Below are 17,541 nucleotides of genomic sequence, written 5' to 3' on the forward strand. Positions count from 1 at the left end.
GTCGAATGTAAAAAACTTCACACACTATATCAGATTGTCAATATGAGACCAGCTTTGGGCTCGGATATGTTGTGCGGCAAGGCGAATCTTGACATAAGCTTGAGTCAAAAAAATACCAGAGCAGGTCTTTGCTCTGGTATTTTCTTATGACAGCAAGTTAGGATTTTGGTTCCAACTCACGCTTGGAAGTGATGATGAAAGCTTGCGGGTATTGCCCGGCCTTGGCTTTATCTCGCTGGATAATCGCTTCATCACGGTCGATATAAGGGCCGAGGCGCAAGCGGTAGATTTCCGCCGAGTCTGCTTTCTTCAGATCAATCGAGGTGTCGAACTCTTTTTCCAGCTGCTGGGCGATTTGCTCCGCTTTACCTGCGTCGGTGACAGCCGCCAGCTGGACAAAGTAAAAGTTAGGGTTGGCACTTTGCCATTCGTTCGGGTTATCCGGCTTGGCTACCTGGATCAGCTCGATTTTGACCGGCGCTGTACCGTGCTTGATGACATCCAGCCTTGCCGCTGCCGCCATACTCAGGTCGATGATCCTGCCGTCATGGAAAGGCCCGCGGTCGTTAACCCGTACAATCGCAGTTTTGCCATTGTTGGTGTTGGTAACCTTGACATAACTTGGCAGTGGCAGCGTTTTATGGGCCGCTGTCATGGAGTACATGTCGTAGATCTCGCCATTGGAGGTCTTGTGGCCATGGAATTTCTGGCCGTACCATGAGGCGTTGCCTTCTTCAACGAACGGCTGATCACCCTGCACAATCTGGTAGTGCTTGCCGCGAAGGGTGTAGTCCTTGTTGCCCGCCAGGCTTAATGGTTCATAGCGTGGCTGGGCGTCTTCAATATGATCCAGCGTCGGCGACGATTCCGGCGCGACATCGTCGGCCAGATCGTAGCGCTCGTTGCTCGGTGTCGAGCTACATCCAGCAAGGATAAGAACAAGGAGTAAGGGTGATATGCGCATTTAGGTCGCCTTGGACAACATTTTTCTATGGGTATGAATAGACATCAGGATCCCGAAGCCAGCCATCAGGGTAACCATGGAGGTACCACCGTAACTGACCAGAGGTAGCGGTACCCCTACAACAGGCAGCAATCCGCTGACCATCCCGATGTTTACGAAAATATAAACAAAAAAGCTCAGTACGATACTACCCGCCATCATTCGACCGAAGGCGGTCTGGGAGCGGCTGGCCAGCAGCAAACCCCGGCCAATGATAAACAGGTAGATAGCCAGCAGACAAAGCACACCAATCAGGCCCCATTCCTCGGCAATTACCGCAAAGATGAAGTCGGTGTGGCGCTCGGGCAGGAATTCTAGCTGGGATTGGGTACCTTGCAACCAGCCCTTACCGGAAAGACCACCGGAGCCAATGGCAATCTTAGACTGGATAATATGGTAACCCGCGCCAAGCGGATCGGATTCTGGGTTGAACAGGGTCAATACCCGGGTCCGCTGGTAGTCGCGCATCAGGAAGATCCACAGTACGGGGATGAACGCCCCAACCAGTACTGCGGCTGCGCTAATGATTTTCCAGCTCATGCCCGACAGGAACAACACGAAAACCCCTGATGCGGCGATCAGGATTGAAGTCCCCAAGTCAGGCTGTTTGGCTATCAAAATAGTCGGGACGAAAATCATCACCAGTGCAATGACGATGTTCTTGAGGCTTGGCGGCAGCGGATTGTTGCCGATAAAGCGCGCTACCATCAGCGGTACCGCCAGTTTGATCAGCTCCGAAGGCTGGAAACGGACGAAACCTAAATTCAGCCAGCGCTGGGCACCTTTGGATGCTTCACCGAAAAACAGCACACCAAGTAGCAATAGCAGCCCGACCCCGAATAGGTAGGGCGCCCAGGTTTCATAATGGCGCGGGGAGATCTGGGCTAGAATGAACATGATCCCCAATGAAAGCACCATGCGAATGGCTTGGCGCTCCATCATTGCAATTTCCTGACCGCTGGCACTGTACATCACCATCAGGGCGAAGCCCATCAGGGTGAGGATCCCCATTAATAGCGGGAAGTCCAGGTGCAGGCGGTCACTCAAGGTCCGTTTGTTGCCTGTCGCGGCCATGATACTCATTGCGATACCTCGGCGATTTTCTTGTCGACAATTTCTACCAGTGGATCTGGGGTTTCCGGTTTAAGTAGCATATGGTCGAAAATCCGACGTGCTACCGGACCACCGTTGGAGGAGCCACCACCGGCATTTTCCAATACCATGGATACCACGATTTCCGGTTTATCAAACGGCGCGAAGGCGGTGAACAGGGCATGGTCTCGCAAGTGCTCTTCCAGCTCTTCGGCGTTGTATTCCTGATCTTCTGCCAGACCAAAGACCTGTGCCGACCCCGACTTACCAGCGGCTTTGTACTCGCTGCCATAGAACGGACGGCGGGCAGTACCACGCGGGCCGTAGAGCACTTGGTACATCCCTTGTTTGGCGACATCCCAGTACTTAGGATCAACATTGTCGATTGGTGGGAAATCATCGTAGACCGCTGGCTTCTCGACATCGTCATCAATGATGTCTTTGAGCAGGTGCGGAGCCTGAACCCGGCCATTGTTCACCAATACTGTGGTTGCCTTCGCAATCTGTAGTGGTGTTGCTGTCCAGTACCCCTGTCCGATACCCACCGGGATAGTATCACCCTGATACCAAGGCTGGCGGAAACGGGCTTGCTTCCACTCCCGTGTTGGCATATTGGCTTTACTCTCTTCGTGGATATCGATGCCGGTGTATTCACCGAAGCCGAAGCGGCTCATCCAGTCTGACAGGCGATCGATGCCCATATCATAGGCGATCTGGTAGAAGAAGGTATCCACCGATTCCTCAATGGCCTTGTAGATGTTGACCTTGCCGTGGCCCCAGCGCAGCCAGTCACGGAACGGGCGGCTGTTGGAGTTCGGGATGCGCCAGTAACCCGGATCATTTCGGGTGGTACGGGTGGTGATCACGCCCTCGCTCAATGCGGCGACCGCAATCATTGGCTTGATCGTCGAGGCCGGCGGGTAGATCCCTAGCGTTACTCGGTTAACCAGCGGGCGGTTTTTGTCGTTCAGTAATTCACGGTATTTGGGGCCGGAGATACCATGGACGAACAGGTTTGGATCGTAGCTAGGGCTCGATACCATCGCCAGTACTGACGAGTCGCGAGGATCCATTACCACCACAGAGCCACGTCTGTACTTGATGAGCTCTTCACCGGTATCTGGGTCGAGCTTACGCTCGGTCAGCAGTTCTTTGACATAAAGCTGGAGCTCAATGTCGATATTCAGTTTGATGTCATTGCCGGGGATCGGCGGGACATATTTCAGGGTGCGGATGATCCGCCCACGGCTGTTGACCTCTACTTCCTGGTAGCCGGAGGTGCCGTGCAGCATATCTTCGTAATAGCGCTCAATACCCAGCTTGCCGATGTCACGGGTCGCCTTGTAGTTATTGATTTTTTCTTCACGCTCAAGGCGTTGTAAATCACGGTCATTGATTTTTGCGACATAACCCAAGACATGGGTCAGGGCTTCACCGTATGGGTAATGACGCTTGAGGTAGGCTTTGACTTCTACACCTGGGAAGCGGTGTTGGTTGACCGAAAACAGGGCGACCTGTTCCTCTGTCATCTGATTGAGGATCGGCACTGACTTGAAACGACGGGTACGGCGGCGTTCACGCTCGAAGCGCTCGATTTGTTCATCGGTAACGCCCATCAAGTCTTTGAGGCGATCGAAGGTGTCTTGCCTGTCCGGTACTTTTTCCGAGGTGATCTCAAGCGAGTAAACCGGACGGTTCTCGGCAAGGAGAATACCGTTACGGTCGTAGATCAGGCCGCGGTTAGGGGCAACAGGGACAATTTTGATCCGGTTATCGTTCGAACGTGTCTGGTAGTCTTCGTGCTCCTGGATCTGGATATGATACAGATTAGTGAGCAGGACCCCTACCAGCACGACGATGCCGATAAATGAGACAAGAGCCCGGCGAAAGAATAACGCCGACTCAGCCCGATGATCGCGGATCTGCGTTCGCTTTTGTCTCATTGCCCATTATTCCCTATGGTACGGATGGTTAGCGGTGATGCTCCACGCACGGTACAGGCTTTCTGCCATGACGATACGCACCAGCGGGTGGGGCAGCGTCAGTGGTGACAGCGACCAGCTTTGGTCGGCAGCAGCCTTACATGCCGGTGCCAAGCCCTCCGGGCCGCCGATCAGGATAGACACATCACGCCCGTCCAGCTTCCAGCTTTCCAGTTGACCAGCTAGCTGCTCGGTATCCCAGCGTTTGCCCGGGATATCCAAGGTGACAATGCGGTTGCCTTTTGGTACTGCAGCCAGCATCGCTTCGCCTTCCTTCTGCAGGATACGGGCGATATCGGCATTTTTGCCACGCTTGCCGGCTGGAATTTCTATCAGCTCAAGCGGCATATCTTTCGGGAAGCGGCGGCTGTATTCTTTATAGCCTTCCTCGACCCATTTCGGCATCTTGGTGCCGACAGCAATCAGTTGAAGCTTCATTGTCGGTTAGCCCCAAAGCTTCTCCAGTTGGTACAGGTTACGTGCGTCTTCCTGCATGATGTGCAGCATAACACTACCCATATCAACAATAACCCACTCACCGTCTTCTTCGCCGCTGATCCCAAATGGCGGGTAGTCAATCAGCTTCGATTCCTTGTTAACGTGATCGGCAATCGAGGCAACATGACGGTTTGAGGTACCGGTGCACAGTACCATGAAATCAGTAATGCTTGATTTACCGCGAACATCCAGGGTGACGATGTCCTGTGCTTTGATGTCATCTACTTTATCAACAATAAAATCGTGTAGTTCTTGAACCTGCAAAAGGGGGTCCTCTTTTGTGTGTTTGGTGTCATTACTGTAGACCCAGATAACGCTGGGTCCCAATGTAGCGGCGCAGTATACCATGCTCAAGCTTGTTCATTACAAGTTGGCAGTAACTTTACATAGCCTGCGCCTTACTTGCCCTTGGTGGTTAAAGCTTGCCCGGGATCCCGGTATGGATGCCGCACATCTCGGCGCATAGGGCCGAAAGGGCGTCCCATGGTTGGTAGTCGAAGTCGGTTTTGACCCGTAACTCCAACTCGGCCAACTGATGCAAAAGCTTGATGATGACCGGCAGTGGCAGACGGTGCAGGGCGCCTATGTAGACTTCCCGGCGGCTTTGCCATATCCGGAAATTCTCGAAGATGTTATTGAGCGACGTTCCTTTGTTGCCCATTTCCTGCATTTTATACAACTGGGTCAGTTCGCGCTGTAAGGTACGTAGCAGGATCACCGCTTCAACCCCTTCGCCCTGCAGTTGGCGCAATACACGCTGGCTGCGTTTGGCCTGCCCGGCCAATACCGCATCGAGCAGCTGGAATGGCGTATAGTGGTTGTGGCGGCTCAGTGCTTCTTCCAGGCGTACAATGGTCAAGTCGCCGTCGGGGTAGAGCAGTACCAATTTTTGCAGGCTTTGAGCCAGCGCAAGCAGGTTGCCCTCGTGCCATTGTGCCAGAAGCTGTACTGACTCATGATCCGGCTTGAGGCCAAGCTGCTGGCAGCGACCCTGGATAAAGCGCGGCAAGTGTCTGGCTTCTGGCGTATTGCAAGGGATATAGAGCCCTTTGGCATCCAGCGCCTTGAACCACTTGGTGCTTTCCTGCTTTTTGTTGAGGCGCGGGCCCTGCACGAGCAGCAAGATGTCTTCGTGAATACTGTCGATCACTTCCTGCAGTGATTTGGCCTGCTGGGCATTGAGGCCATTTTCTGGCAGCTCCAACTCGATGATCTGGCGGGATGAGAATAGGCTCATCGCCTGGCAGCAGTCGAGTACCGTATTCCAGTCGAGCTGGGCATCGACAGTGAAGCTGTGGCGTTCATCGAAACCGGCCTGTTGGGCGGCTTGTTTGATGACATCGCTGGATTCCAGTTTTAGCAGTGGCTCGTTGCCGCATAGCAGGTAGGCCTGACGCAGCCCTTTGCCGAGCTGCTGCGCCAGTTGTTCCGGGTAGATCCTCATTGTGCAGACTCAACCTGCATCGCTGATTGATTGCTGTTGTCAGAGGCCGGTACGCTTTGTGCTTTAACATCCAAACCAAGTTCGGTGCTGACTTGTTCATCACTCTCGCTGTTGGTGCTTTGTTCCAACAGGGCTTCGAGCTCTTCTTCTTCCATTTTATTGAAAACGGCTGTCAGACGGGCTAGCTGGCGCATGATCTGTTTGGCGGCCTGCTCACGCATTTCCTGTTCGATCATGTCGCGCTCGACGGATTTTGCCAGTGCAGTGAGCGGGTTATCGAGGAAGGTGCGGTTAACGCGGGTCGTGTAGCTCTGGCTGCCTTTGCCAGGTACCACGATACGATATCGAACGGTGTAAGTGAGTTCGTATTCGGCGGCACGGGCGTTCTGGTAGAGCGACAGGGTGCGTTCACCGGTTGATTCGCTGATCAGGTGCAGGTTCGGTACCTGGGCCGAAGGCGCAACTGGCTCGATACCATGCAGCTGGAATTGGGATTTTACCTGACGGTGTAGCTGGCCGTAACGGTCAAAGCTGGTCAGGGAAAGTTTGGCAATGTCGTCGGGTAGCATGTAGTTACCACGGAGGTGAAAACCGCAAGATGCAGTTGCCAGCGCCATAAGGACAACAAAGAAGGTTCGGATAATGCTTTTTGGAGAAATGAAAGCTCTCACCGAGTCTGCTCCATGAAAAAAAGTGAAAACTGACCGGCTGACGCGGATGGTGCTTATAGAGGTAGGTGAGCCGGATTAAACTGTGGCTCCATACAGGAGCCACAGGTTAGGCACTGGGAAATTGCTTTAGTTCGATGCGAAATTAGTTTGCAACGATGTTCAGCAGTTTGCCCGGTACGTAAATCACTTTACGAATGGTTTTTTCGTTAGTGAATTTGGTCACGCCTTCATCGGCCATCGCCAAGGCTTCGACTTGTTCTTTTGTTGCATCAGCAGCTACTGTCAGCTTAGCACGCAGCTTGCCGTTTACCTGAACAACAATCAGTTTCTCGTCTTCAACCAAGGCTTTCTCGTCAGCCACAGGCCAATCGGCGTGGTCAACGTCGCTCTGGCCCAGCGCTTCCCACATTTCGAAACAGATATGTGGCGTCATTGGGTATAGCATACGAACGATAGCTTTCAGTGCTTCGTCAAGTAGGGCGCGGTCTTGTGCGCTTTCCTGAGAGGCTTTGGTCAGCTTGTTCATCAGCTCCATGATAGCTGCGATAGCAGTGTTGAACGTCTGGCGGCGGCCGATGTCATCACCTACTTTTGCGATAGTTTTGTGAACATCGCGGCGCAGTGCTTTCTGATCTGAAGTCAGGGCTGCAACGTCCAGCGCTTCTGTTTCGCCTTTGGCTGTGTGGTCGTGAACCAGTTTCCAAACACGCTTCAGGAAGCGGTTGGCACCTTCAACACCAGACTCTTGCCATTCCAGCGTCATGTCTGCCGGAGATGCGAACATCATGAACAGACGAACGGTGTCGGCACCGTACTTATCCACCATTTCCTGCGGGTCGATACCGTTGTTCTTCGACTTAGACATTTTGGTCATGCCCGAGTGAATCACTTCGTTGCCTTCGTTATCTACTGCCTTGGTGATACGGCCTTTGTCGTCACGCTCAACAGTCACATCCGTTGGGGCAACCCAGATCTTCGCGCCTTTCTCGTTGGTGTAGTAGTAAGCATCAGCCAGTACCATACCCTGACAAAGCAGCTGCTTGAACGGCTCGTCGCTGGTGACCATACCGCTGTCACGCAGTAGTTTGTGGAAGAAGCGAGAATACAGCAGGTGCATACATGCGTGCTCGATACCACCGATGTACTGGTCTACTGGCAGCCAGTAGTTCGCGGCATCAGAATCTAGCATCTCGTCAGCTTGTGGCGAACAGTAGCGTGCGTAGTACCAAGACGATTCCATGAAGGTATCGAAGGTATCAGTCTCTAGCAGTGCTGGCTGGCCGTTGAACGTGGTTTTCGCCCACTCTTTGTCTGCTTTGATCGGGCTAGTTACGCCGTCCATCACCACATCTTCAGGCAGGATCACAGGTAGCTGATCGGCTGGCACTGGGTGAACTTCGCCGTCCTCAGTGGTCACCATTGGGATTGGTGCACCCCAGTAACGCTGACGGGATACACCCCAGTCGCGTAGACGGAAGTTAACGGTCTTCTGGCCTTTGCCTTCAGCTTCAAGCTTGGCAGCGATGGCATCGAACGCCGCTTGGAAATCCAGACCGTCGAACTCACCTGAATCGAACAGTACACCTTTCTCTGTGTATGCTGCTTCAGTGATGTCTAGCTCGCTGCCGTCTTCTGGCTTGATCACAGGAATGATGTCCAGGCCGTACTTAGTCGCGAACTCGTAGTCACGCTGGTCGTGGGCAGGTACTGCCATTACCGCGCCTGTGCCGTAATCCATTAGAACGAAGTTAGCAACGAATACTGGTACTTCACGGCCGTTTAGCGGGTGAATCGCCGTCAGGCCAGTTGCCATGCCTTTCTTTTCCATGGTCGCCAGTTCAGCTTCGGCTACCTTGGTGTTACGGCATTCTTCGATGAATGCAGCAAGCTCTGGGTTGTTCTCAGCTGCCGCTGTCGCTAGAGGGTGGCCTGCAGCGATACCGACGTAAGTCACGCCCATTAGGGTGTCTGGACGTGTTGTGTACACTTCCAGATCGTCGTGGTCTTTCACTTCGAACTTAAGCTCGACACCTTCAGAGCGACCGATCCAGTTGCGCTGCATGGTCTTAACCATGTCTGGCCAGCCGTCAAGGCTGTCTAAATCGTCCAGTAGCTCCTGGGCGTATTCAGTGATCTTGATGAACCACTGAGGGATTTCTTTCTGCTCTACCGGCGTGTCACAACGCCAGCAGCAACCGTCTTCGACCTGCTCGTTAGCCAGTACAGTCTGGTCGTTCGGACACCAGTTTACTGAAGAGGTCTTCTTGTAAACCAAGCCTTTTTCGTACAGCTTGGTGAAGAACTCCTGCTCCCAACGGTAGTACTCAGGGGTACAGGTCGCGAATTCACGGTTCCAGTCGTAGCCGAAGCCCAGCAGTTTCAGCTGGTTCTTCATGTATTCGATGTTTTCGTAAGTCCAAGGTGCAGGTGCAGTCTTATTCTTAACCGCGGCGTTTTCAGCAGGCAGGCCGAATGCATCCCAGCCGATAGGCTGCATGACATTTTTGCCCTGTAGGCGCTGGTAACGAGAGATCACATCACCGATGGTGTAGTTACGCACGTGACCCATGTGCAGTCGACCACTTGGGTACGGGAACATGGAGAGACAGTAGAATTTTTCTTTATTAGGGTCTTCACTTACAACAAAGGTCTTTTTGTTGTCCCAATGTTCTTGAACTTTCTGTTCAATGTCCTGTGGACGATATTGTTCTTGCATCGATGACATCCGGGATTTTGTGAGTTGAGTACAAACACATTCAATATAATCGACATAGAATAACTAAAGGTAAAGGTGTCAACAATAGCTGAAACCACTTCGGGGACGAATTGTTGGCCGATAATGGTGCCAATTACGCAGAAGGCAGGCGGATGCCGGTGAATTAGCGGATAGGAGGTGACCTATGGCAACAAAGAAAACGGATTATGAGGCGCTACTCGAGCAAGTAACTGAAACCCTCAAACACAGCCCTGATGAGCTAAAACACTGGGCAGAGGTGACGGAAAAGTATCGCCAGGCGGCCAGTGACATGACCAAGGATGAGCTGGCGTTGATTTCTGCTTACCTCAAGCGGGATGTGCAGGAGTTCGGCCAGAATGCCGATGAAAGCCCGGCCCCGTTTGGCGATAGCCCTTTCTACCGGGTGGTGAAAGAAACCATCTGGGAAGGGCTTGCCGAGGCAACGGACAAAACTCAGATTGAGTGGCATGAAGTAATGGGGGATCTCAAGCACCAAGGCGTCTACGAAGCCGGCGAAATTGTCGGGCTTGGTCATCTGGTTTGTGAAAAATGCGGCCATGACGAAGTGATTACTCACGTCAAGGAGATCTCACCGTGTCTAAACTGTGGGCATACTCGCTTTACCCGCAAACCTCTGTCACCTTAGCTTGCCACCATTTTACTTTCCATTATTAAACAAAGAGATAACAAAACGGGCCAACTGGCCCGTTTTTATCGCGTGCTGCTTTTTACCGTGAGCTGTATAGATACGCGCAGATTTAGCTCAGTGGCTCTACCGTCTCAACAACCACTGTGGTTGGTTGGGTTTCCGGTAGTTGTACCGGCTCCGGCAGCTGTGTTGGCTGAGCAGCAGACTGGTGGTTTACCGATTCGACACTGAACTTCTGGCCTGCGATCGCGGCTTCCACCATCATGCCGCCTTTGGCAACGGTGAAGACGGCAACACCATTGGTGTAGTCCGCGTCGACGTATTTATCCCCTGCACTGGCACGGAAGCCCGATGTGCCGGCATTGGCCTGGGCACCCTCGGTCAGGGCAACGGCAGAAGCCGAGGCATCGAGTTCGAAGTTACCGCTCATGAAGCGATCGTAGGCGCGTTTATCCTGGAAAAAGACAATTTCGCTATAGGACTGGCCGCCGAACTGCAGGCCGAAAGAGACTTGGTATAGCTTGGCATGGCCAGTGATCTGGCCGTCTTTGAAAACGGTCCCGCTGCCATAGGCGCCACCGACCCAGAAACCACCTTTACCGACCGACGGGAATACGGCATAGCCATAGGCCGTGTGGAAAAAGGGTTGGGTTTGCGAGGCGGCCTGGAACTGGGTAAGGGCCGCTTGGGTTTCAAGATCTTCTTTTGCTACCGAGCCGGTGGCGACACAGAGCATGGCGACGCTACATAGCATCGCGAACAATTTGTTGATCGATTTCATTGGCATTCCCCAAGTAGACGTTGTGCTGTTTTTATTCCAAGTTGCAGAAAGTGCCGTGGCTCTTTCGAATACACAGTGCTTGGTTATATGGCCAATATATTAACAAGGTGAATGAAAAGGCGAAGGGGTTACCTTCGCCTTTTGGGAGGATTGTCAGCGTATATTCAGCGTTGGCTGCTACGCGGGTTAATCGTGGTAGTTGATCTGTGGTTGCTCGTCACGGAAGCGTCCTGCCTGGCGGCGGATCAGGATCCAAGACAGGGCAACAGACCAAAGCATATAAATATACAGCGGCCAGCTGCCAAGGGTGGTATACGGCGTCATACCGATTGTCGGTACGACTTCAGCCCTCAACACCCCGGTTTCAAACTGCGGGATCTGCTCGATGATCTTACCCTTGTGATCGACAATGCCGGTCAGGCCGCTGTTGGTGGCCCGAAGCAACGGCTTGCCAACCTCCAACGAGCGCATCTGGGCAATTTCCATATGCTGGAACGGGCCGATGGACTTGCCGAACCAGGTGTCATTGGACAGGGTCAGCAGGAACTCGGTATCAACATTGACGTTGCGGCGTACCTGCTCGCTGAACGCGACTTCATAGCACAGGGCGGGTGCCAGCGAGTAACCATTGGCCTCGAGGTTCGGCTGGATGTAATCACCACGGCTGAACGATGACATCGGCAGGTTGAAGAACGGAGCCAGTGGGCGCAGGATATCACCAAACGGCACGAATTCACCGAACGGCAACAGGTGGTGCTTGCTGTAACGCTCGGCCTGTTCGTATTGGTATGGACCAACCGCATTGACGCCCAACGTCAGGATGTTGTTGTAAAACTCGCCAGCTTCATTTTGATCCAACACTCCGGTGATCACCGTGCTGTTGTTGTTACGAGCAGCTGCATCGAGGTTCTGCAGGAAGGTGGTGACCTGGGTTTCCAGTGCAGGGATCGCCGCTTCCGGCCAGATGATGATATCGGCCCCCCAGTTCTCCCGGGTCAGATCGGTGTATTTCATCAGGGTCGGCCAGCGCTGGCTTGGCAGCCATTTGATCTCTTGCGGCACGTTACCCTGGATCATCGCGACATCAACGGTATTGGCCGTATCGGGTTTGACCCATTGCTTCTGGCCTGCGAAGAGGCCGAGTGCCAAGATAAACACCGGTACGAGCAGCGGGCGCCAGTTTCGGTAGTAAGTCGCTGCGACGAGAGCACCGCAGCTGATTACGATGGCGAGCGTGATCCCTTCTACGCCCAATATAGGTGCAAAACCGGCGTAGGGACTGTCGATTTGGCTGTAGCCTAGCCATAGCCACGGGAAGCCGGTCATCAGCCAGCCGCGGATCCAGTCAAGGATGAGCCAGATCACCGGGCCGCTCAGCATCAGCTGGTGAAATGGGCGCCCCCGGTTGAATTTGTTGAAAAGGGCACCAAACACCGCAGGGTAGAGTGCGAGGTAGCCGATGAGCAGGGCCATCAGACCCCAGCCGGCAATCCATGGCATCCCGCCGAAGTTGGCGATACTGACATGTACCCAGCTGATCCCGGTACCAAATAAGCCTATCCCCCACAGCAAACCGATCAAGGCGGATCGCTTGACGGATTGATTTTGGAGAAGGTAGAGGAAAATAAACAGGGAAAGGGGAGCAATGTACCAATGGTGGTACGGGGCGAAAGATAAGGTGGCCAAGGCACCTGCTGGGACAGCCAGCAATGGCTGTCCCAACTTCTTAAGGGTATTTGTCGTCATTCGTTATGATGTTGTCGTCGGTTGTGGTGCTTCGTGAGGCACGGTCACTTGCAACTGAATAACCCGGCGGTTGTCGGCTGACGTTACCTTGAATGAGTAGCCCGCCAATTCAACGATTTCACCACGGGTCGGCAGGTGGCCGAAACTGGTCATAACTAGGCCGCCGACGGTGTCGACTTCCTCATCGCTGAATTGGGTCTGGAACATCTCATTGAAATCTTCAATGGTAGTCAGTGCCTTAACCGCAAAAGTATGCTTGCTTAACTGACGGATATCCTGTTCTTCCTCGTCGTCGAATTCGTCTTCGATTTCGCCAACGATTTGCTCCAGGATATCTTCAATGGTGATAACACCGGATACTCCACCAAACTCATCCACCACAATAGCCATGTGGTAGCGCTCTTCACGGAACTCCTTCAGCAGGCGGTCAACGCGCTTGCTTTCCGGTACCACTACCGCTGGTCGTAGTACTTTTTCCATGTCGAACGGTTCGCTGTTCGGTTGTAGGTAACGCAAAAGATCTTTTGCCAGAAGGATCCCTTCGACGTGGTCTTTGTCGTCACTGATGACCGGATAGCGTGAGTGTTGGGCATCAACAATTAAATCAATCAGATCCTCTAACTTCTGAGAACGCTCGATTGTGACCATCTGAGAGCGCGGGATCATGATGTCACGGACACGCATCTCGGAGATTTCCATGACCCCTTCGAGCATGTCGCGGGTGTCGTGGTCGATCAAATCGTTTTCTTCTGAATCACGGAAAACTTCTACCAGTTCTTCGCGGTTCTGTGGCTCGCCTTGGAACAGCTGGCCAATTCGTTCAAAGAAGGACTTTCTACTCGGACCTTCAGAATTTTGTGAGTTATCTTCGTTCATTGTTTGTAAGAATTACTTCTCTCAGTTAAGTGGCTGTGCCACGGGAAATAATACGGTGCTTAAATTGTACCGTATCAGTTTGACAACAATATCATGAAAAGGTTAACGCTTTTCTTCGGCATACGGATCGGCAAAGCCCATCTGTTGCATGATGTCCGTTTCCAAGCCTTCCATCTCTTCAGCTTCGTCGTCCTCAATATGGTCATAACCTAGCAGATGCAGACTGCCATGTACAACCATGTGTGCCCAATGGGCATGTAGAGGTTTATCCTGTTCCTTGGCTTCTTTTTCGACAACTTGTCGGCAAATGATCAAGTCACCCAGCAGTTCCAGCTCAACACCCGGAGGTGCCTCGAACGGGAAAGAGAGGACATTGGTCGGTTTGTCTTTGCCACGGTATTCGTGGTTTAGGCCATGACTCTCTTCCTCGTCAACCAGACGGATGGTGACTTCGGCATCGGCCTGGAAAGGCGTGACAGCCGCATCTAACCATTGCTGGAATTGAGTTTCGCTAGGCATACCGTCGGTGTTTTCGGTTGCAACCTGGAGATCAAGATAAATCGCCATTAGTTTGTTTTTTCCGTTTCTGCTTCTGGGGTGGCAACGGGGGCAGCAACTGCTTCTGCAATCGGAGCTTGCTTCGCAGCCTGCTCTTCACGACGGCGCTGTTCTGTCAGTTTACGCTGCTTCTGATCTTCGCTCTCCCATACCTCGTAGGCCTGAACAATACGGGCAACCACCGGGTGGCGGACAACATCGTCAGCCTGGAAGAAGTTGAAGCTGATCTCGTCGACATCAGATAACACTTCGATAGCATGGCGTAGGCCTGAGCGAGCACCACGTGGCAGGTCGATCTGGGTGACGTCACCGGTGATCACCGCTCGGGAGTTGAAACCGATACGGGTCAGGAACATCTTCATCTGTTCGACAGTGGTGTTCTGGCTCTCATCGAGAATGATAAAGGCGTCATTGAGGGTACGGCCACGCATATAGGCGAGTGGGGCCACTTCAATTACGTTACGCTCAATCAGTTTCTCGACACGCTCGAAGCCCAGCATTTCAAACAGGGCATCGTAAAGCGGGCGCAGGTAAGGGTCGACTTTCTGGCTTAGATCACCCGGTAGAAAACCCAGCTTTTCACCCGCTTCAACTGCAGGGCGGGTCAGCAGGATACGACGGATTTCCTGACGCTCTAGGGCATCGACAGCAGCGGCAACCGCAAGGTAGGTTTTACCTGTACCAGCAGGGCCAATACCGAAAGTAATGTCATGGCGCACCATGTTGGCAATGTACTGGGCCTGGTTCGGTGTACGTGGTTTGATCACCCCTTTTTTGGTTTTGATCACCACTTCCTTGCCATAAGGAATGCTCGACTCGGTCGATTGTTCGAGGACACCAGACTCTTTGATCGCCAGGTGAACCTGATCAGGCTCGATATCAGGAATGGTGTTGCGAACCGGGGCGGTATCGACATACAGGGTTTTGATGATATGGGCGGCGGCTTCGGCGGTGTGGGGTTGGCCGACCACACTGAAACTGCTGCTGCGGTGGTTTATTTCTACACCCAAACGGCGTTCAAGTTGTTTGATGTTATCGTCGAAAGGGCCACAAAGGCTGGAAAGGCGCTGGTTATTGGCGGGTTCCAGATTGAATTCAATAGTAATAACTTTGCTCAAGATTTGCCTCTCAATAGGGCCACCCTTGCGGGCGGCCTAGGGTTCAGGGCGCGTCCTACTTTTGTTCAGACGGGCGTCTTACTATGGAGTATATACGCCAACACCCAATTCATCTTCTTTGCGTGTTTTTTCCATCACTTCGGCAGGTGACATGGCCACGCGTAGGTCCATTTCCGCTTCAGTGCGTACCAGCTCACCGCGTAGTGAGTTGGTGAATACGTCGGTGATTTTCACGTCGGCGAACTGGCCGATCAGCTCTGGTGAACCTTCGAAGTTCACAACACGGTTGTTTTCGGTACGGCCGCGAAGTTCCATCACGTTCTTCTTCGATGGGCCTTCTACCAGAATACGCTGCTCGGTACCCAGCATTAGGCGCGAGAAGCGCATAGCCTGAGTATTGATCTGTTGCTGCAGTTCATACAAGCGCTCTTTTTTCACTTGCTCAGAAAGATCACACGGGTAATCCGCTGCCGGTGTACCTGGACGCGCTGAGAAGATGAAGCTGAAGCTGATATCGAAGTCGACATCGCGGATCAGTTTCATCGTATCCTGGAAGTCCTGATCAGACTCGCCCGGGAAACCAACGATGAAGTCAGAGCTGATAGTGATATCCGGACGCGCCTTGCGCAGTTTGCGGATCTTCGACTTGTACTCGATTGCCGTGTGCGGGCGCTTCATGTTCGCCAGGATGCGGTCCGAACCACTCTGAACCGGTAGGTGCAGGAAGCTCACCACTTCAGGGGTATCTTCGTACACTTCGATGATGTCATCGGTGAACTCGATCGGGTGGCTGGTGGTGTAGCGGATACGGTCGATGCCGTCAATTGCCGCAACCAGGCGCAGAAGCTCTGCGAATGTCGCAATTTCACCGTCGTGGGTATCGCCACGGTAGGCGTTTACGTTCTGGCCAAGCAGGTTAACTTCACGTACGCCTTGTTCTGCCAGTTGGGCGATCTCGAACAGTACGTCATCCAGTGGACGGCTAACTTCTTCACCACGGGTGTAAGGAACCACACAGTAAGTACAGTACTTAGAGCAGCCTTCCATGATAGATACGAATGCCGTCGGGCCTTCTGCGCGCGGCTCAGGCAGGCGGTCGAATTTCTCAATCTCAGGGAAAGAGATATCCATGACAGGCGCATGGTCGCTCTGTGATTGCTTGATCATCTCAGGCAGGCGGTGCAGTGTCTGTGGGCCGAAGATCACATCGACATACGGTGCACGCTGGCGGATTGAGTCGCCTTCCTGGGTTGCTACACAGCCACCCACACCGATCACTAGGTCAGGTTTTTTGTCTTTAAGGGTTTTCCAGCGACCAAGCTGGTGGAACACTTTTTCCTGGGCCTTTTCACGGATAGAGCAGGTGTTAAGCAGCAGAACGTCTGCTTCTTCTGGTTCTTCCGTTAACTCGAAGCCATTGGCTGCATTAAGAAGATCGGCCATTTTCGATGAATCGTATTCGTTCATCTGGCAACCCCAGGTTTTGATAAGCAGTTTCTTAGCCATGTCTAACTCTTCACTCGTAGTGTTTATTCATTGCATTTCACATTGCTTGTTACCGCTTCGGTAGCCAAAAAACAGGCTGCCTGCGGTAGCAAGCCGCGTATTGTACTGCTTTAAAGCCTGCCTGACTAGATCATCACCACCCCGAATATTTTGTGGTTTTTTATTCTGGCGTTACCGGTTTGAGTTTATTGAGGGTTTGCAAACCCAGCTGACGCATCTGCTGGCGGATCCAGCGGCTGCGCTGCTGAACATACGGCGTCATAGGGGCGGGTTGCATCCGGTACGGGTTAGGCAATACCGCCGCTAACTGGGCCGCTTGCTGGGCACTAAGCCGGCTAGCTGGGATCCCGAAAAAGGTTTGGCTTGCCGCTTCTACTCCAAAAAGTCCTGGCCCGAACTCGACAACGTTTAAATAGACTTCAAGGATCCGTGACTTGTCCCAGAGGATCTCCATCCATAGGGAAAAGTACAGTTCGATCCCTTTGCGCAGGAATGTGCGGGAGGGGAACAGGAACAGGTTCTTGGCGGTTTGCTGGGTGATGGTACTGCCACCACGGCTGGGGCCTCCGCTGCCGGTTTGCTTGATAATCGTCAGAATGGCATTGATATCTACGCCGTGATGGTCAGGAAAGTGTTGATCTTCGGCGGCAATGACGGCGAGTTGAGCATTGGGTGATATAGCCTCAATGGGCACCCATAGATGAGCAGCACGAGGCGGATAGCCTTGCGGTGGAAAGATATTGCGATGGAGTTGCCAACCCCATACTGGCGGGTCGATGTACTTGCCTGCCAATACCAACAGGAAGGGCAACACAAGAGCCAGCAAAAGTAGCCTGAGCAGCCAACGTTTGATAAATCCGATCATCCATCTTATCCCTGC

At 52.9% G+C, this 17,541-nt stretch carries 16 protein-coding genes; 1 reads left to right on the plus strand and 15 read right to left on the minus strand.

What is annotated here, in order from left to right:
* Positions 1–157: 157 nt before the first annotated feature.
* The 8 genes from ACXAD4_RS03475 to leuS all read right to left on the minus strand — a co-directional run bounded on the left by ACXAD4_RS03475 (position 158) and on the right by leuS (position 9,406).
* Positions 158–964, minus strand: a complete 807-nt coding sequence (locus ACXAD4_RS03475) for a septal ring lytic transglycosylase RlpA family protein (RefSeq protein ID WP_475238726.1) — start codon at positions 962–964, stop codon at positions 158–160.
* Complete coding sequence (gene mrdB / locus ACXAD4_RS03480; protein WP_475238729.1) at positions 965–2,086, minus strand: peptidoglycan glycosyltransferase MrdB; 1,122 nt, start codon at positions 2,084–2,086, stop codon at positions 965–967.
* The gene (gene mrdA / locus ACXAD4_RS03485) at positions 2,083–4,038 is read right to left on the minus strand and encodes a penicillin-binding protein 2 (RefSeq protein WP_475238732.1); all 1,956 of its coding nucleotides are present in this window, start codon (positions 4,036–4,038) and stop codon (positions 2,083–2,085) included. Before mrdA ends, mrdB begins: the two co-directional genes overlap by 4 nt.
* Positions 4,039–4,044: 6 nt before the next feature.
* Positions 4,045–4,515, minus strand: a complete 471-nt coding sequence (rlmH, locus tag ACXAD4_RS03490; protein ID WP_475238734.1) for a 23S rRNA (pseudouridine(1915)-N(3))-methyltransferase RlmH — start codon at positions 4,513–4,515, stop codon at positions 4,045–4,047.
* Positions 4,516–4,521: 6 nt separating this feature from the next.
* Positions 4,522–4,839 (minus strand): ribosome silencing factor, encoded by a 318-nt coding sequence (gene rsfS, locus ACXAD4_RS03495; RefSeq protein ID WP_039461484.1) that lies wholly within the window; start codon positions 4,837–4,839, stop codon positions 4,522–4,524.
* A 151-nt stretch (positions 4,840–4,990) separates the two neighbouring features.
* The gene (gene holA, locus ACXAD4_RS03500; RefSeq protein WP_475238737.1) at positions 4,991–6,019 is read right to left on the minus strand and encodes a DNA polymerase III subunit delta; all 1,029 of its coding nucleotides are present in this window, start codon (positions 6,017–6,019) and stop codon (positions 4,991–4,993) included.
* Positions 6,016–6,690 carry an LPS-assembly lipoprotein LptE gene (locus tag ACXAD4_RS03505; RefSeq protein ID WP_475238739.1) on the minus strand — a complete coding sequence of 225 codons (675 nt, stop codon included), beginning with the start codon at positions 6,688–6,690 and terminating at the stop codon, positions 6,016–6,018. The genes holA and ACXAD4_RS03505 overlap by 4 nt, the downstream gene beginning before the upstream one ends.
* A gap of 142 nt (positions 6,691–6,832) precedes the next feature.
* Positions 6,833–9,406, minus strand: coding sequence for a leucine--tRNA ligase (gene leuS / locus ACXAD4_RS03510; protein ID WP_475238741.1), 2,574 nt, complete (start codon positions 9,404–9,406; stop codon positions 6,833–6,835).
* Between the two features lie 184 nt (positions 9,407–9,590).
* Between leuS and ACXAD4_RS03515 the strand changes: the two genes are divergently transcribed.
* Positions 9,591–10,073 (plus strand): zinc ribbon-containing protein, encoded by a 483-nt coding sequence (locus ACXAD4_RS03515; protein ID WP_475238743.1) that lies wholly within the window; start codon positions 9,591–9,593, stop codon positions 10,071–10,073.
* Positions 10,074–10,185: 112 nt separating this feature from the next.
* Here the strand turns inward: ACXAD4_RS03515 and ACXAD4_RS03520 are convergent, their stop codons facing one another.
* The 7 genes from ACXAD4_RS03520 to mtgA all read right to left on the minus strand — a co-directional run bounded on the left by ACXAD4_RS03520 (position 10,186) and on the right by mtgA (position 17,526).
* Positions 10,186–10,857: a lipid-binding SYLF domain-containing protein gene (locus ACXAD4_RS03520; protein ID WP_475238744.1), complete on the minus strand. Its 672-nt coding sequence runs from the start codon at positions 10,855–10,857 to the stop codon at positions 10,186–10,188.
* A 186-nt stretch (positions 10,858–11,043) separates the two neighbouring features.
* The gene (gene lnt / locus ACXAD4_RS03525; protein ID WP_475238746.1) at positions 11,044–12,603 is read right to left on the minus strand and encodes an apolipoprotein N-acyltransferase; all 1,560 of its coding nucleotides are present in this window, start codon (positions 12,601–12,603) and stop codon (positions 11,044–11,046) included.
* Between the two features lie 3 nt (positions 12,604–12,606).
* Positions 12,607–13,479 carry a CNNM family magnesium/cobalt transport protein CorC gene (gene corC, locus ACXAD4_RS03530; RefSeq protein ID WP_475238748.1) on the minus strand — a complete coding sequence of 291 codons (873 nt, stop codon included), beginning with the start codon at positions 13,477–13,479 and terminating at the stop codon, positions 12,607–12,609.
* 102 nt (positions 13,480–13,581) lie between these two features.
* Positions 13,582–14,046, minus strand: a complete 465-nt coding sequence (gene ybeY, locus ACXAD4_RS03535; RefSeq protein WP_475238751.1) for an rRNA maturation RNase YbeY — start codon at positions 14,044–14,046, stop codon at positions 13,582–13,584.
* Positions 14,046–15,158: a PhoH family protein gene (locus ACXAD4_RS03540; RefSeq protein WP_475242704.1), complete on the minus strand. Its 1,113-nt coding sequence runs from the start codon at positions 15,156–15,158 to the stop codon at positions 14,046–14,048. The genes ybeY and ACXAD4_RS03540 overlap by 1 nt, the downstream gene beginning before the upstream one ends.
* A gap of 78 nt (positions 15,159–15,236) precedes the next feature.
* Positions 15,237–16,661, minus strand: coding sequence for a tRNA (N6-isopentenyl adenosine(37)-C2)-methylthiotransferase MiaB (gene miaB, locus ACXAD4_RS03545; protein WP_475238753.1), 1,425 nt, complete (start codon positions 16,659–16,661; stop codon positions 15,237–15,239).
* A gap of 160 nt (positions 16,662–16,821) precedes the next feature.
* Positions 16,822–17,526, minus strand: a complete 705-nt coding sequence (mtgA, locus tag ACXAD4_RS03550) for a monofunctional biosynthetic peptidoglycan transglycosylase (RefSeq protein ID WP_475238755.1) — start codon at positions 17,524–17,526, stop codon at positions 16,822–16,824.
* Positions 17,527–17,541 lie beyond the last annotated feature (15 nt).

The organism is Photobacterium sp. AWH4_225 (assembly GCF_056158405.1).

Bases quoted from the DNA above. Each gene is read 5' to 3' on its own strand.
- leuS (WP_475238741.1), bottom strand. From the start codon at position 9,406: ATGCAAGAACAATATCGTCCACAGGACATTGAACAGAAAGTTCAAGAA.
- holA (WP_475238737.1), bottom strand. From the start codon at position 6,019: ATGAGGATCTACCCGGAACAACTGGCGCAGCAGCTCGGCAAAGGGCTG.
- corC (WP_475238748.1), bottom strand. From the start codon at position 13,479: ATGAACGAAGATAACTCACAAAATTCTGAAGGTCCGAGTAGAAAGTCC.
- ybeY (WP_475238751.1), bottom strand. From the start codon at position 14,046: ATGGCGATTTATCTTGATCTCCAGGTTGCAACCGAAAACACCGACGGT.
- rlmH (WP_475238734.1), bottom strand. From the start codon at position 4,515: ATGAAGCTTCAACTGATTGCTGTCGGCACCAAGATGCCGAAATGGGTC.
- miaB (WP_475238753.1), bottom strand. From the start codon at position 16,661: ATGGCTAAGAAACTGCTTATCAAAACCTGGGGTTGCCAGATGAACGAA.
- mtgA (WP_475238755.1), bottom strand. From the start codon at position 17,526: ATGATCGGATTTATCAAACGTTGGCTGCTCAGGCTACTTTTGCTGGCT.
- ACXAD4_RS03475 (WP_475238726.1), bottom strand. From the start codon at position 964: ATGCGCATATCACCCTTACTCCTTGTTCTTATCCTTGCTGGATGTAGC.
- mrdA (WP_475238732.1), bottom strand. From the start codon at position 4,038: ATGAGACAAAAGCGAACGCAGATCCGCGATCATCGGGCTGAGTCGGCG.
- mrdB (WP_475238729.1), bottom strand. From the start codon at position 2,086: ATGAGTATCATGGCCGCGACAGGCAACAAACGGACCTTGAGTGACCGC.
- ACXAD4_RS03520 (WP_475238744.1), bottom strand. From the start codon at position 10,857: ATGAAATCGATCAACAAATTGTTCGCGATGCTATGTAGCGTCGCCATG.
- ACXAD4_RS03515 (WP_475238743.1), top strand. From the start codon at position 9,591: ATGGCAACAAAGAAAACGGATTATGAGGCGCTACTCGAGCAAGTAACT.
- lnt (WP_475238746.1), bottom strand. From the start codon at position 12,603: ATGACGACAAATACCCTTAAGAAGTTGGGACAGCCATTGCTGGCTGTC.